Origin of the sequence: Streptomyces sp. NPDC008137 (genome assembly GCF_042957035.1) — a bacterium.
GTDB lineage: Bacteria > Actinomycetota > Actinomycetes > Streptomycetales > Streptomycetaceae > Streptomyces.
Genome location: NZ_JBIBHN010000024.1, coordinates 45,928 through 60,551, shown reverse-complemented (window position 1 = coordinate 60,551; position 14,624 = coordinate 45,928). Strand labels below are relative to the sequence as shown.

At 72.3% G+C, this 14,624-nt stretch carries 12 protein-coding genes and 1 pseudogene; 10 read left to right on the top strand and 3 right to left on the bottom strand.

The annotated features are described in order from the left end of the window. Positions 1-262: 262 nt before the first annotated feature. On the top strand, positions 263-3,820 hold the full coding sequence (mfd, locus tag ACFZBT_RS29795) for a transcription-repair coupling factor (RefSeq protein ID WP_391109840.1): 3,558 nt from the start codon (positions 263-265) through the stop codon (positions 3,818-3,820). A gap of 31 nt (positions 3,821-3,851) precedes the next feature. Here the strand turns inward: mfd and ACFZBT_RS29790 are convergent. The 3 genes and pseudogenes from ACFZBT_RS29790 to ACFZBT_RS29780 form a co-directional block, all read right to left on the bottom strand. Next, positions 3,852-4,166 (bottom strand): annotated as a pseudogene (locus tag ACFZBT_RS29790) (MerR family transcriptional regulator); the annotation flags it as partial. A gap of 26 nt (positions 4,167-4,192) precedes the next feature. Continuing rightward, on the bottom strand, positions 4,193-5,026 hold the full coding sequence (locus ACFZBT_RS29785) for an SDR family oxidoreductase (protein ID WP_391109837.1): 834 nt from the start codon (positions 5,024-5,026) through the stop codon (positions 4,193-4,195). A gap of 133 nt (positions 5,027-5,159) precedes the next feature. Then, a complete protein-coding gene (locus tag ACFZBT_RS29780; protein WP_391109835.1) occupies positions 5,160-5,345 on the bottom strand; it encodes an Rv0909 family putative TA system antitoxin in 186 nt (61 codons plus the stop codon). Between the two features lie 137 nt (positions 5,346-5,482). Between ACFZBT_RS29780 and ACFZBT_RS29775 the strand changes: the two genes are divergently transcribed. The 9 genes from ACFZBT_RS29775 to ACFZBT_RS29735 all read left to right on the top strand — a co-directional run bounded on the left by ACFZBT_RS29775 (position 5,483) and on the right by ACFZBT_RS29735 (position 14,556). Continuing rightward, positions 5,483-6,259, top strand: coding sequence for a DUF1524 domain-containing protein (locus ACFZBT_RS29775; RefSeq protein ID WP_391109832.1), 777 nt, complete (start codon positions 5,483-5,485; stop codon positions 6,257-6,259). A gap of 20 nt (positions 6,260-6,279) precedes the next feature. Continuing rightward, on the top strand, positions 6,280-6,984 hold the full coding sequence (locus ACFZBT_RS29770) for a DNA alkylation repair protein (protein ID WP_391109830.1): 705 nt from the start codon (positions 6,280-6,282) through the stop codon (positions 6,982-6,984). A gap of 40 nt (positions 6,985-7,024) precedes the next feature. Then, positions 7,025-8,206, top strand: a complete 1,182-nt coding sequence (locus tag ACFZBT_RS29765; protein WP_391109827.1) for an MFS transporter — start codon at positions 7,025-7,027, stop codon at positions 8,204-8,206. A gap of 40 nt (positions 8,207-8,246) precedes the next feature. After that, on the top strand, positions 8,247-8,990 hold the full coding sequence (locus ACFZBT_RS29760; RefSeq protein WP_391109824.1) for an N-acetyltransferase: 744 nt from the start codon (positions 8,247-8,249) through the stop codon (positions 8,988-8,990). Positions 8,991-9,152: 162 nt separating this feature from the next. Beyond that, positions 9,153-9,779 carry a hypothetical protein gene (locus ACFZBT_RS29755; protein WP_391109822.1) on the top strand — a complete coding sequence of 209 codons (627 nt, stop codon included), beginning with the start codon at positions 9,153-9,155 and terminating at the stop codon, positions 9,777-9,779. 38 nt (positions 9,780-9,817) lie between these two features. Then, complete coding sequence (locus ACFZBT_RS29750; RefSeq protein ID WP_391110016.1) at positions 9,818-11,314, top strand: protein kinase; 1,497 nt, start codon at positions 9,818-9,820, stop codon at positions 11,312-11,314. Positions 11,315-11,507: 193 nt separating this feature from the next. Further along, positions 11,508-12,155 (top strand): SurA N-terminal domain-containing protein, encoded by a 648-nt coding sequence (locus ACFZBT_RS29745; protein ID WP_391109819.1) that lies wholly within the window; start codon positions 11,508-11,510, stop codon positions 12,153-12,155. Positions 12,156-12,221: 66 nt separating this feature from the next. Beyond that, on the top strand, positions 12,222-13,208 hold the full coding sequence (locus ACFZBT_RS29740) for a nucleoside triphosphate pyrophosphohydrolase (protein ID WP_391109816.1): 987 nt from the start codon (positions 12,222-12,224) through the stop codon (positions 13,206-13,208). 46 nt (positions 13,209-13,254) lie between these two features. Further along, positions 13,255-14,556 (top strand): cytochrome P450, encoded by a 1,302-nt coding sequence (locus ACFZBT_RS29735; RefSeq protein WP_391109812.1) that lies wholly within the window; start codon positions 13,255-13,257, stop codon positions 14,554-14,556. Positions 14,557-14,624 lie beyond the last annotated feature (68 nt).

Genomic DNA, 14,624 nt, shown 5'->3' with positions numbered 1-14,624 from the left:
TGTGCGGCCCCGCGAGCCCGGCTTCCTGCTCGACCGCTTCGGGCGGCGGGTGGGCGTAGGTACCGGGGGTCCAGGGGGCGGAGCCCCCTGGTGGGCCAGGACACCGACGCCCAGCACCTGAGACGGGGCGTTATCCACAGCCCCCGCCGCCCGGCCGCGCAGCGTCGTACGCTGGAGACCCCCGGCCCGCGGCGCGCGTCGGGCCCGTCGTGATGTCCACCCTGGACGGAAAAACCCGAATGAGCCGGACGGAAAAGCCCGAATGAGCCTGCACGGTCTGCTCGACGCCGTAGTCCAAGACGCCGCCCTCGCGGAAGCGATCAGCGCGGCCGCAGACGGCAACCGCATGCACGTCGACCTGGTCGGCCCCCCGGCCGCCCGCCCCTTCGCGGTCGCCGCCCTGGCCCGGGACACGGGCCGCCCGGTGCTGGCGGTGACGGCGACGGGCCGCGAGGCCGAGGACCTGGCCGCGGCCCTGCGCTCCCTCCTCCCGCCGGAGGGGGTCGTGGAGTACCCCTCCTGGGAGACCCTCCCGCACGAGCGGCTCAGCCCTCGAAGCGACACCGTCGGCCGCCGCCTGGCCGTGCTGCGCCGCCTGGCCCACCCCCGCCCCGACGACCCCGAGACCGGCCCGGTCTCCGTCGTCGTCGCCCCCGTCCGCTCCGTGCTCCAGCCGCAGGTCAAGGGCCTCGGCGACCTGGAGCCGGTCGCCCTGCGGCCGGGGCAGACCGTCGACCTCGAGGAGATCGTCGACGCCCTCGGGGCCGCCGCGTACGCGCGCGTGGAGCTGGTGGAGAAGCGCGGCGAGTTCGCCGTGCGCGGCGGCATCCTCGATGTGTTCCCGCCCACCGAGGAACACCCCCTGCGCATCGAGTTCTGGGGCGACGACGTAGAGGAGATCCGCTACTTCAAGGTCGCCGACCAGCGCTCCCTCGAAGTCGCCGAGCACGGTCTGTGGGCGCCGCCGTGCCGCGAACTGCTGCTCACCGAGGACGTCCGCGCGCGTGCGCGTGCCCTGGCCGAACAGCACCCCGAGCTGGGCGAGCTGCTCGGCAAGATCGCCGAGGGGATCGCGGTCGAGGGCATGGAGTCCCTCGCCCCGGTCCTGGTCGACGACATGGAACTGCTGCTCGACGTGCTGCCCAAGGGCGCCATGGCCGTCGTGTGCGACCCGGAGCGGGTCCGTACACGCGCCTCGGACCTGGTGGCCACTTCGCAGGAGTTCCTCCAGGCCTCCTGGGCGGCCACCGCCGGTGGCGGAGAGGCGCCCATCGACGTCGGCGCGGCCTCCCTGTGGTCCATCGCCGACGTCCGGGACCGGGCCCGCGAGCTGGACATGATGTGGTGGTCGGTGTCGCCGTTCGCCGCCGACGAGGAGCTCACGGAGACATTTGCCGCTGACGCGGCGGGGGACACCCTCAAGCTCGGCATGCACGCCCCGGAGACCTACCGCGGCGACACCGCCAAGGCCCTCGCCGACACCAAGGGCTGGCTCGCCGACGGCTGGCGCACGGTGTTCGTCACCGAGGGGCACGGCCCGGCGGCCCGTACGGTCGAGGTGCTGGGCGGCGAGGGCATCGCGGCCCGCCTCGACTCCGACCTCGCGGAGATCTCCCCGTCGCTGGTGCACGTGGCGTGCGGCTCGATCGAGCACGGCTTCGTCGACACGGCCCTCGGACTGGCGGTGCTGACCGAGACGGACCTGACCGGCCAGCGGGCCGCGGGCCGCGAAGGCGCCAGGATGCCTGCCCGCCGCCGCAAGACCATCGACCCGCTCACCCTGGAGCCGGGCGACTACATCGTCCACGAGCAGCACGGCGTGGGCCGCTACATCGAGATGGTGCAGCGCACCGTGCAGGGCGCGACCCGCGAGTACCTGGTCGTCGAGTACGCGCCCGCCAAGCGCGGCCAGCCCGGCGACCGCCTCTACATCCCCACCGACCAGCTGGAGCAGATCACCAAGTACGTCGGCGGCGAGGCACCCACCCTGCACCGCCTGGGCGGCGCCGACTGGACGAAGACGAAGGCCCGCGCCAAGAAGGCCGTCAAGGAGATCGCCGCCGACCTCATCAAGCTGTACAGCGCGCGCATGGCGGCCCCCGGGCACGCCTTCGGGGCGGACACCCCCTGGCAGCGCGAGCTGGAGGACGCCTTCCCCTACGCGGAGACGCCCGACCAGCTCACCACCATCGCCGAGGTCAAGGACGACATGGAGAAGACGGTCCCGATGGACCGGCTGATCTGCGGCGACGTCGGCTACGGCAAGACCGAGATCGCGGTCCGGGCCGCCTTCAAGGCCGTCCAGGACGGCAAGCAGGTGGCCGTCCTGGTGCCCACGACCCTGCTGGTGCAGCAGCACTTCGGGACGTTCAGCGAGCGGTACGCGCAGTTCCCGGTCAGCGTGAAGGCGCTCTCCCGCTTCCAGACCGACACCGAGGCCAAGGCGGTCCTGGAGGGCCTGCGCGAGGGCTCGGTCGACATCGTCATCGGCACCCACCGGCTGTTCTCCTCGGAGACCAAGTTCAAGGACCTGGGCCTGGTCATCGTCGACGAGGAGCAGCGCTTCGGCGTCGAGCACAAGGAGCAGCTGAAGAAGCTCCGGGCGAACGTCGACGTCCTGACGATGTCCGCGACCCCGATCCCCAGGACCCTGGAGATGGCGGTCACGGGCATCCGGGAGATGTCGACGATCACCACCCCGCCCGAGGAGCGGCACCCGGTGCTGACCTTCGTAGGCCCCTACGAGGAGAAGCAGATCGGCGCCGCCATCCGCCGTGAACTGCTGCGCGAGGGCCAGGTCTTCTACATCCACAACCGGGTCGAGTCGATCGACCGGGCCGCTGCCCGGCTGCGCGAGATCGTCCCCGAGGCGCGCATCGCCACCGCCCACGGCCAGATGTCGGAGCAGGCGCTCGAGCAGGTCGTCGTCGACTTCTGGGAGAAGAAGTTCGACGTACTCGTCTCCACGACGATCGTCGAGTCCGGCATCGACATCTCCAACGCCAACACGCTCATCGTGGAGCGCGGCGACAACTTCGGGCTCTCGCAGCTGCACCAGCTGCGCGGCCGGGTGGGCCGAGGCCGCGAGCGCGGTTACGCGTACTTCCTCTACCCGCCGGAGAAGCCGCTGACCGAGACCGCGCACGAGCGGCTCGCGACCATCGCGCAGCACACCGAGATGGGCGCGGGCATGTACGTGGCGATGAAGGACCTGGAGATCCGAGGCGCGGGCAACCTCCTCGGCGGCGAGCAGTCCGGCCACATCGCGGGCGTCGGATTCGACCTGTACGTACGGATGGTGGGCGAGGCCGTCGCGGACTACCGGCGCCAGCTGGAGACCGGCGAGATCGAGGAGGAGCCGCCGCTCGAGGTCAAGATCGAGCTGCCCGTCGACGCGCACGTCCCGCACGACTACGCGCCGGGCGAGCGGCTCCGTCTCCAGGCGTACCGCGCCATCGCCTCCGCCAACACGGAGGAGGACGTCAAGGCCGTCCGCGAGGAACTCGTCGACCGCTACGGCAAGCTGCCCGAACCGGTGGAGAACCTGCTGCTCGTCGCCGGTCTGCGGATGCTCTCGCGTGCGTGCGGCGTCGGCGAGATCGTGCTCCAGGGCAACAACATCCGCTTCGCCCCCGTGGAGTTGCGCGAATCGCAGGAACTGCGGCTCAAGCGGCTCTATCCCGGGACGGTCATCAAGCCGGCGGCGCACCAGGTGCTGGTGCCGCGCCCGAAGACCGCGAAGGTCGGCGGAAAGCCGCTGGTCGGGCGGGAGTTGCTGGGCTGGGTCGGGGAGTTCCTGACGTCGGTGCTGGGGTCCTGACGCCCTGAGTGCGAAGGACCGCCGCCAGCCGGTCGCGCACCGCCACCTGCGCGGCGATGCGCGCGTCCAGCACGGCGAGGCGCTCGGCGGCGGTCCGCACGGCCCGGCCGGAGGCGGGTCCGGCCATGACATCGCCGTCCAGGCACGGCAGGAACACCCGTACGTCGTCGAGCGTCAGCCCCACGTCGAGCAGCTGCCGGATGTTGCGGACGCGGACCACCGCGGTGGCGTCGTACAGGCGGTAGCCGTTCGCGGCCCGTTCGGAGGTGATGAGGCCCGCCTGCTCGTAGTGGCGCAGGGCGCGCGGGCTCGTGCCGGCCGCCTCGGCGAGCTCGCCGATCCGCATTCGATGTCCGGCCATGCGCGTCAGTCTCATGTGACGAGCGCGCCGCCGTCCACCGGAAGTACCACGCCGGTGATGAACGAGGCCTGCGGCGAGGCCAGTCGGGCGATCGCCCACGCCACCTCCGCGGGGTGGCCGACCCGGCCGAGCGGTGTGTGGGCGAGCTGCCACGAGCGGATCGCGGCGCGCTGCTCGGGGGTGTGACCGGCGTGGTCACCGATCGGGGTGTCGATCGCGCCCGGGGCCACGGCGGCGACCCGGATCCCCAGCGGGGCGAGCTCCACCGCCCAGCTGCGCGTGAGCACCTCCAGGGCCGCCTTTCCGGCCGCGTACAGGGAGTTGCCGGGCCAGCCGCGCTGTCCCACCGCTGTCGTCACGTTCACGATCACTCCGCGGCTCTCCTCCAGCGCCGGGAGCGCGGCCTGGGTGAGCAGGAGGGGCGCGAGGAGATTCGTCGCCAGCTGTGGCTCGACGGCGGCACGCGTGTACGTGCGCAGGGACTGGGTGCTGACGATGCCCGCGTTGTTCACCAGTACATCGATACGGCCGTGCCGGTCGAGCGCCGTACGGACGATGGTCTCCGGGCCGTCCTCGGCCGTGATGTCGGCGGCGAGCGGGCTGATGCGGGACGGGGCGTGGGCGGCGGTCTCGGCCAGGGGCGCCGCGCGGCGGCCCACCGCCACGACGTGCGCGCCCTCGTCGGCGAACGTGTGGGCGGTGGCCCGGCCTATGCCGGTGCCGGCGCCGGTGACGAGCACGGTTCGGGCGGTCTTGGGATCGGAGGATGCCGCGGTCTTCGGATCGGGGGCTTCCGGGGTCTTCGGATCGCGGGATGCCGAGGATTTCGGATCGGGGGATGTCATGCGGTGATCGTCCGACCTTGACGCCGATGTCAAGGTCAAGCCCCGCGTGGGAAGCCGCCCCCGGAACGTCGGAAGCCGTCCGTGGGAGGTGCGTACGCGTCTCCCACGGACGGCCTCTGCGGGAGGAGGGGCCTTATTGCTGGTCGGGCCGGTCGCGGTCCCGGTCCATGCCGAGCGAGCCTTCCACCCGCTGCTGCCCGGAGTCGACCTGGTCCTCGTACTTGCCGCCGGTCCTCTCGTTGACCTTCTGTTCGGCGGCGTCCGAGCCTTGCTTGCCCTTGTGCCGCCCCTGGCTCTTGAACTTGTCGAAGATGCCCATGCAGAACTCCTTCGGAAAGTGATTCAGGACCGACGATACGCGTGACATGCGAGGTATGCCCATTTAGGACGGGTGTGGTCTGGACCTCTTCCTCGCTACCGTGGACCAGGCACGGACAAGCAGGGGAGGGGCGCACGGTGACGCGTCTGAGGGGCGGGGCGGCGCTGGCTGTCGCGATGGTGTTCGCCGGTTCGACGCTGGCCGGCTGCGAGGGCCTGGCCCCGCCCGCGGACGGCGGCGGACCCTCCGGTTCCGGAGCGGCGGCCGCCGGTGACGACCGGGCGGTGAACCCGCTGGACAACCCGGACGGCACGAAGCCGGGGCTCGCGGCGATCACCTCCACCGCCGACCGGGCGAAGGCACGCGCCCTGATCGAGAAGGTGGCGACGAAGGGGCGCGGCCCCAGGACGGGATACGAACGGGACGAGTTCGGCTACGCCTGGATGGACTCGGCGCCCCGCGACGTTCCCTTCTCGCGCAACGGCTGTGACACGCGGAACGACCTCCTGAAGCGCGACGGGCAGGACCTCCGGTTTCGGTCCGGGTCGGACTGCGTCGTCATGGCGCTGACGCTGCACGACCCGTACGCCGGGAAGGACATCGAGTGGACCAAGTCCCGTGCGACGAGGGTCCAGATCGACCACGTCATGCCCCTGTCGTACGACTGGCAGATGGGCGCCGCGCGCTGGACGAAGGACAAGCGGGAGTCCATCGCCAACGACCCGCTCAATCTCGTCCCGGTCGACGGCCCCACCAACAGCTCGAAGGGCGACTCCGGCCCCGCGTCCTGGCTGCCGCCGAACAAGACGATCCGCTGCTCCTACTCGGTGCGCTTCGCCCAGGTCTCCCTCGAGTACGACCTGCCCGTGACGGCCGCCGACAAGGAGATGATGCTGCGGCAGTGCGGGGGGTGAAGGGTCTGGCGTCCTTCGTCATGACGGCCGATTCGCTCGACACCTTGCGGACCGAGCTCCGGGGGCTCGCGGAACCCGGGGCCAGAGTGCAGCAACTGCGGGTGCTCCGTCCCCCGGAGGACGACGAACTGCTCGGCGTGCGCGTGCCCGCGCTGCGCGGGCTGGCCCGGGCCCACCGTGACCTGGCACTGGAGGACGTGGAGGTCCTGCTGCGCAGCCGCGTCCACGAGGAGCGGCTCGCCGGGCTCCTCGTCCTCGCCGAGCGGATGCGGAAGGCGCGTGGGGCGGAGCGTGCGGCGCTGGTCGACTTCTACCTGGCACACACCGACTGCGTGGACAACTGGGACCTGGTGGACGCCTCCGCGCATGTCGTGCTTGGGCCCTGGCTGGTGGACGGTCCGTCGGACGCCCCGCAGATCCTGGACCGGCTCGCCGCGTCGGCGTGGCGGTGGGACCGCAGGATCGCCGTGGTCGCCACGCTGGCACTGATCCGCGAGGGACGCTTCGAGCCGACGTTCCACCTGGTGCGCGGGCTGTGCCGGGATCCGGAACCGCTGGTCCACAAGGCGCTCGGCTGGATGCTGCGCGAGATCGGCCGCCGGGACGCGCCCCTGCTGGTGACGTTCCTCGAACGCCATCAGGCCGAACTGCCGCGCGTCACCGTGCGGTACGCGACCGAGCTGCTTCCGGCGGGCGAGCGGGCACGGTTCGTGCGCACGCGATAGTGCGTACGACAGAGAAGGGGGAGCGAAGGGGGAGCGAAGAATGCCGTCCGGACTCATAGCCCTGGCCCTCGGCGGCTTCGGGATCGGACTCACCGAGTTCCTGATCGCCGGCCTGCTGCCACAGGTGTCGTCGAGTTTCGAAGTGTCCGAGGCGGCTGCCGGGTGGCTGATCTCCGGGTACGCCCTGAGTGTCGCGGTCGGGGCGATCGCGCTGACCGCCGCGACGGCACGGCTGCCCCGGAAGCCGGTCCTGGTCGGCCTGGTCGCGCTGTTCGTCATCGGGAACCTGCTCTCCGCCGCCGCCCCGAACTATCCGGTGATGCTGCTCGGCCGGATCGTGGCGGCGCTGTGCCACGGCTCGTTCTTCGGGATCGGCTCGCTGGTCGCGCGGAGCCTGGTCGCGCCGGAGAGGAAGTCCCGGGCCGTGGCCGTCATGTTCGCGGGGCTGACGGTCGCGAACGTGCTGGGCGTGCCGTTCGGTGCGCTGGTCGGTGAACGCTGGGGCTGGCGGGCGGCGTTCTGGGCGGTCACCGCGATCGGCGTGCTCGCGATGGCGGGAATCGCCGCACTCGTCCCCGGCCGGGCGGGGGAGCGGGGGCCGGCACCGCCCAGCGGCCTGCGGGACCAGCTCCGGGCCTTCCGGTCCGCGCAGGTCTGGCTGACCCTGACGGCCACCGCGCTGGGCTACGGCGGCATGTTCGGCGCGTTCAGCTACATCGCGTACACGTTCACCGAGGTCAGCGGCTTCGCCCCGGCGGATGTCGCCTGGCTGCTGATGGTGTACGGCGTCGGCCTGGTCGTCGGCAACCTGGTCGGCGGGCGCGCGGCCGACCGCGACCGGGACCGCGCCCTGATCCTGGCCCTGCTCGGACTCACCCTCACCCTGGCCCTGTTCGGACTGCTGGCCCACAGCGCCACCGCGTCCGTCGTCCTGGTGTTCCTGATGGGGGTGACCGGGTTCGCCAGTGTGCCCGGCATGATCACCCGCGTCACCGACGTCGCCGGCGGGGCGGCGCTGGCCGCCAGTGCCAACGTGTCCGCGTCCAACATCGGCAACGCCCTCGGCGCCTGGCTCGGCGGCCTGGCCATCTCGGCGGGCCTCGGCTACACCGCACCGCTCTACGCCGGCGCCGGGATCGCCCTGACCTCTGTCGTCGTCATGGCGGTGGCCGCACGCCAGGCCAAGTCGCCCCAGGCGGCGGACCGGGTTCCCGCCGGGTAATTCGATTCCGGGTGGGCGCCCGCTCGCCTAGCGTGACCGCATGCAGCCGAAGATATCGACCCTCGCCGACCGCCCCGACATGACGGAGCGGGTCGCCGGGATGGCGGACACCTGGCCGGAGTTCGTGATCCAGGACCTCGTGGGCGCCGCGCACTTCCCCCGGATCGCCGCCGAAGTCCCCGAGTACGTGCTGTTCGCCGAGGACGAGCGGGGCGAGGTCGTGGCGAGCGCCTACAGCGTGCCCTTCGCGCTCGGCGCCGAGGGCCGCGGCGAACTGCCCGCGGGCGGCTGGGACACGGTCCTCGTATGGGCCTTCTCCGACCTGCGCCGCGGTGTCCGCCCGGACACCGTCAGCGCGGTCTCGGTCTCCATCGCCCCGCACGCCCAGGGCCGCGGTCTGTCCGCTGTGATGCTCTCGGCCATGCGCGACAACGCCCGGGCCCACGGCTTCAGCGAGGTCGTCGCCCCGGTCCGCCCCAACGCCAAGCACCTGGAACCGCACACCCCGATCGAGGAGTACGCCCGCCGCGTGCGCCCCGACGGCCTGCCCCAGGACCCGTGGCTGCGCGTCCACGCCCGGGCCGGCGCCACGATCGACTCCGTGGCGCCCACGTCCATGACGGTGGCCGCCTCACTGGCGCACTGGCGCCGCTGGACCGGGCTCCCCTTCGACACCGAGGGCGACATCGAGGTGCCCGGCGGTCTGGTGCCGGTGCGCTGCGAGCCCGCGCGCGGGTACGCCGTGTACGTCGAGCCCAACGTGTGGATGCGGCACCCCTTGTGAGGGCCGGGGGCGGAGGTGTGACCGGCGCGAAGTGATCAGCACGACAACGGTTCGGTACAACCCGTGACGGGTCGTCCGTGTCGGGCTATACGCTCGGACTCCCATCCGGGCTCTGCCATTCGCACACCCGTCCCCATCGGCTACACCGGTCCAGGAGCAGTCATGTACGGCCACGGCGCGGCCCCGCCTCCCCGCAGCGCGGCAACGGTCATCTCCCTGCGCGTGCTGTTCGCCGCGGCCGGTTTCCTCACGTGCGGAGTGCTGGCCTGCGTACCGCTCTTCCGGGTGGCCGTCCTGCGCGGCCGGGGCCTCCACTGGGCGCTGGCCTGGGTGAGTCTGCCGCTGTCCATCGCGTGCTTCGCGGTGATCGGCACACTGCCGGAGGGCGACTACCGGACCGACATCGCGCTGGCCGTGATGCTGCTGCTCGGCCTGGGCGCCTCCATCTACTTCCTGATCGTGGACATCGGCCATCACCACGGCGGACCACGGCAGTTCACCGGCTATCCGTCGCCCCACGCGCAGACGGCGACGCACACCCCGTACGGCTATCCGCACCCCGCCGCGCCGCCCTACGCTCCGACGTCCACTCCGATTCCACAGCAGCAGCCGCCGCACGCACCCGTCGCCGGCGACACCCCTCCCCCCGGCCCCGTACCGCCGTCGCCGCAGCGCCCCGCCCCCGCCCGCATCGACCAGGTACGCGCCGAACTCGACGAACTCAGCGACTACCTGCGCCGCCACGAGGGCGAAGGCCACCGGGACGGCAACCCCGAGGGCGGCAGGTGAGCGCGGCGGCGGGACGTGTCGTCGCCGGCCGCTACGAGCTGTCCACGCTCCTCGGCCAGGGCGGCATGGGCCAGGTCTGGACGGGGTACGACCAGCGGCTCGACCGGCGCGTGGCGGTGAAGCTGCTGCGCCCCGACAAGGTGGCCGGACAGGACGCGGAGGAACTGCGCCGCCGCTTCGTGCGCGAGTGCCGGGTGACCGCCCAGGTCGACCACCCGGGTCTGGTCACGGTGCACGACGCGGGCAGTGAGGGCGAGGAGCTGTTCCTCGTCATGCAGTACGTCGACGGGGCCGACCTCGGGGACCATCTCGCGGAGCAGGACCCGTACCCGTGGCAGTGGGCGGTCGCGGTCGCCGCGCAACTGTGCGCCGTGCTCAGCGCCGTGCACGCCGTGCCGATCGTCCACCGCGACCTCAAGCCGCGCAACGTGATGGTGAAGCAGGACGGCACGGTCACCGTCCTCGACCTGGGCATCGCCTCCGTCATGGACACGGACACCACCCGCCTCACCCACACCGGCACCCCCATAGGCTCACCCGCCTACATGGCCCCCGAGCAGGCGATGGGCGGTGCGGTCGGCCCCTACACCGATCTGTACGCGCTCGGCGTGGTCCTGCACGAACTGCTCAGCGGCGACGTCCCCTTCGCCGGCTCCACCGCGCTCGGCGTACTGCACCGGCACCTGTACGAGCCCCCGCTGCCCGTGCGCCGGACCCGCCCCGAGGTCCCCGAGGCCCTGGAGGCCCTCGTCCTGCGCCTCCTCGCCAAGGACCCGCAGCACCGGCCGGCCTCCGCGCAGGAGGTGTACGAGCATCTGGAGCTGCTCCTGCCCGCGCGCGGGACGCCCACCGGAGCACCTCTCGACCCCACCCGCCCGTTCCTGCGCCCGCACGCCCCCTGGCCGGACCGGGCGCGCACCCCGGCGCCCCAGCCCGCGCCCGCCACGCCCGTCACCGAGACGCCCGGCAAGACGGACATCGCCCGCGCCGTCGACGAGGTCAAGCGGCTCCTCGGCGAGGGCCGCATCACCCAGGCCGTCGACATCCTCGGCGCGACCCTGCCCGCCGCCGCCGAACAGCACGGCGAGCACTCCCCGGTCGTACGCACCCTGCGCAAGCAGTACGCGGCCACGCTCCTCGACGACGGCCAGTACCGGCGCGCCCTGCCCGAGCTGCGCCGCCTCGCCGACGAACGGGCCGCCGAGGCCGGCCAGGCCGACCCGCAGTCCCTGCGCTTCCGCTACGAGGCCGCCCAGTGCCTCGAACAGCTGGGCGAACCGGCCGCCGCGCTCGCCGAGTACCGGGCGGTGCTGCCCTACTACGAGAACCAGTACGTCGCCGCCGGCGGCCCTGAACTCGCGCACGACGTCCGCCGCCGCATCGGCCATCTCCTGCTCGCTCTCGGTGACCGCGGCGCCGCCCACGACACCCTCGCCCGGCTGCTGCACGACGTGGAGCGCACGCACGGCGCCGGCCACCCGCTGGGCGCGGAGATCCGCCGGACGCTGCAGTGGCTGGGGCAGGTCCGCGGCTGACCACCGGCCCGGGGACGGCGCGGCGGTGCCGGAAGTCCTGGTGAATCGTTGGTCGAATGGGTTGGCCAGAGCCTGCTCACTGCCTAACATCGATCAACGCAAGACCTTGTGCGCCCGCCCGTCGCCCGACCATCACCCCTGGCGGAGGCGCTACGCGCCGCACCTGTTGTTGCAATCTCCCCAGGAGGTTCCCTTGCACCGCCGCCGTCGCACCGCGCTCGTCCTCACCGCCGCGATCGCCGTCGCGGCGCCCCTCCTCACCGCCTGCGGGAACGACGCGCATCCCGGCGCCGCGGCCGTGGTCGGCGGGCAGCGGATCACCGTCTCCCAGCTGGAGGAGCGGGTCGGCGAGGTACGCGCGGCCCAGCGGGCGACCGTGCGGGACGACGCCCAGTACCAGCAGGCCATCGCCCGGACCGGCACCCTCACCCGCGACACCCTGCACACCATGATCCTCGACCGGGTGCTGCACCGCGCGGCCGAGAACGCCGGGGTGACCGTCACCCGCAAGGAGATCCAGGAGATGCGGTCCGGCCTGGAGGAGCAGGCCGGCGGGGCCAAGGCGCTGGAGACGACCTGGCTCCAGCAGTACGGCGTCCCGCCGGAGCGCCTGGAAGAGAACCTCCGCCTCCAGCTGGAGGCCCAGAAGCTCGCCGAGAAACTCAACACGGACACCAGCCGTCCCGAGTTCTGGAAGGCCCTGTCAGAGGCCTCCAAGGACCTGGACGTCGACCTCAACCCGCGTTACGGAGCCTGGGACGTCCAGAAGAGCAGCCGCGCCGACGCGAAGACGCCGTGGGTGCGGGACGTGACGACGGCCCAGACGCAGCAGGGCATGTAGGGCGCTCCTCCGCGGGGCCTGTGGATAACTTCGGGGGCTGTCGGCGACGTGGGATAGCTTCGAACCGTGAACGCAACCAGCGCCGAAGCCACTCCCGCCACCACCCCCACCCCCGGCCGCATCGTCCTGCTCACCACCAGTCACCGCGTCGCCCCCGGCCTGCTCTCCTGGCCCGCCTGGCAGGCACTGCGCGCGGCCGACCGGGTGCTGTGCGCGGACGGCACCCACCCCCAGCTGCCGTACCTGCGCGAGGCGGGGATAGCGGTGGACGAGGCGTCCCCGGCCGCCCAGGAGCTGGTCGACGCCTGCGCCGGGGGCCGCACGGTGGTCGTCGTGGCGACCGGCGAGGGCGAGCCGGCCCTCACGGACGGCCTGGCGCGCCTCGCCGGCACCGGCCGCGTCGACATGCCCGAGCTGGAGCTGCTCCCCGCCTCCTACGACCTGCCGGGCGCCCGCCTCCTCGACCTCGTCCAGGTCATGGACCGCATCCGCGCCGAGTGCCCCTGGTCGTCCCGCCAGACCCACAAGGGCCTGGCGAAGTACGGCATCGAGGAGGCGTACGAACTCGTCGAGGCGATCGAGGAGGGCGACCGCGACGAACTGCGCGAGGAGCTCGGTGACGTCCTCCTCCAGGTCGTCTTCCACGCCCGCATAGCCGAGGAGGACCTGGAGGCGCCCTTCTCCATCGACGACGTCGCCGGCGGCATCGTCGCCAAGCTGATCCACCGCCACCCGCACGTCTTCGGCGAGGAGACGGCCACCACGCCCGAGGAGGTCAAGGAGCACTGGCTGCGCACCAAGGCGGTCGAGAAGCAGCGCACCTCCGTCACCGAGGGAATCCCCCTCGGCCAGCCCGGCCTGGCCCTCGCCGCCAAGCTGGCCTCCCGGGCCCGCACAGCGAACCTGGACATACCCCTCCCACCCGTCGAAGGCATCGGCTACGACCTCCTCGCCCTGGCGGTCCGCGCCGAGTCGGAGGGCGTGGACCCGGAGGCGGCCCTGAGAGCGGCGGCCCGCGCCTACCGGGACGCGATCAGGGAGACCGAGGGCTGAGCGGACCGAGGCAGGGCGGCCCCGGAAGGCCGGATACGGTCGAGGAGTGACCGACCAGCACCGGCCCAGCCCGCCCGCCGCCGCTCCCGACCTCTTCACCTGGGAGTTCGCGAGCAACCCCTACCCCGCCTACGCCTGGCTCCGCGAGCACGCCCCCGTGCACCGGACCAAGCTGCCCAGCGGTGTGGAGGCCTGGCTGGTCACGCGGTACGCCGACGCCAAGCAGACCCTCGCCGACAACCGGCTCTCCAAGAACCCGGCGCATCACCGCGAACCCGCGCACGCCAAGGGCAAGACGGGTATCCCGGGTGAGCGCAAGGCCGAGCTGATGACGCATCTGCTCAACATCGATCCGCCGGACCACACCCGGCTGCGGCGGCTCGTGTCCAAGGCGTTCACGCCCCGCCGGGTCGCCGAGTTCGAGCAGCGGGTGCAGGAGCTCACCGACGGTCTCATCGACGGGTTCGCGGAGCGGGGGTCCGCCGACCTGATCCACGAGTTCGCCTTCCCGCTCCCCATCTACGCCATCTGCGACCTGCTCGGCGTCCCCCGCGAGGACCAGGACGACTTCCGGGACTGGGCGGGCATGATGATCCGTCACCAGGGCGGGCCCCGGGGCGGCGTGGCGCGGTCCGTGAAGAAGATGCGCGGCTACCTCGCCGACCTCATCCACCGCAAGCGGGAGGCGCTCCCCGCCGAACCCACCCCCGGCGAGGACCTCATCTCCGGTCTCATCCGGGCCTCCGACCACGGCGAGCACCTCACCGAGAACGAGGCCGCCGCCATGGCCTTCATCCTGCTGTTCGCCGGTTTCGAGACGACCGTGAACCTGATCGGCAACGGCACCTACGCGTTGCTCACCCACCCCGAGCAGCGCACCCGGCTCCAGGCCTCCCTCGCCGCGGGGGAGACCGGCCTCCTGGAGACCGGTGTCGAGGAACTCCTGCGCTTCGACGGCCCCGTCGAACTCGCCACCTGGCGCTTCGCCACGCAGCCGCTCACCATCGGCGGGCAGCGCATCGAGACCGGAGACCCGGTCCTCGTCGTCCTGGCCGCCGCGGACCGGGACCCGGAGCGGTTCGCCGATCCGGACGTGCTCGACCTCGCCCGCCGCGACAACCAGCACCTCGGATACGGCCATGGCATCCACTACTGCCTCGGCGCCCCGCTCGCCCGCCTGGAGGGCCAGACCGCCCTCGCCACCCTGCTCACCCGCCTCCCGGACCTGAGGCTCGCGGCCGACCCGGCCGAGCTGAGGTGGCGCGGCGGCCTGATCATGCGCGGGCTGCGCACCCTGCCGGTGGAGTTCACGCCCGCATCCAAAGGTGACACGCCGTCAGGGCTGTGATCTTCACGTGATCTACGCGGCATTAACTTGTGACAAGTGATCGTCTGCCTATACGTTCACCCATCATC

Bases quoted from the DNA above. Each gene is read 5' to 3' on its own strand.
- mfd (WP_391109840.1), top strand. From the start codon at position 263: ATGAGCCTGCACGGTCTGCTCGACGCCGTAGTCCAAGACGCCGCCCTC.
- ACFZBT_RS29785 (WP_391109837.1), bottom strand. From the start codon at position 5,026: ATGACATCCCCCGATCCGAAATCCTCGGCATCCCGCGATCCGAAGACC.
- ACFZBT_RS29780 (WP_391109835.1), bottom strand. From the start codon at position 5,345: ATGGGCATCTTCGACAAGTTCAAGAGCCAGGGGCGGCACAAGGGCAAG.
- ACFZBT_RS29770 (WP_391109830.1), top strand. From the start codon at position 6,280: ATGACGGCCGATTCGCTCGACACCTTGCGGACCGAGCTCCGGGGGCTC.
- ACFZBT_RS29765 (WP_391109827.1), top strand. From the start codon at position 7,025: ATGCCGTCCGGACTCATAGCCCTGGCCCTCGGCGGCTTCGGGATCGGA.
- ACFZBT_RS29760 (WP_391109824.1), top strand. From the start codon at position 8,247: ATGCAGCCGAAGATATCGACCCTCGCCGACCGCCCCGACATGACGGAG.
- ACFZBT_RS29755 (WP_391109822.1), top strand. From the start codon at position 9,153: ATGTACGGCCACGGCGCGGCCCCGCCTCCCCGCAGCGCGGCAACGGTC.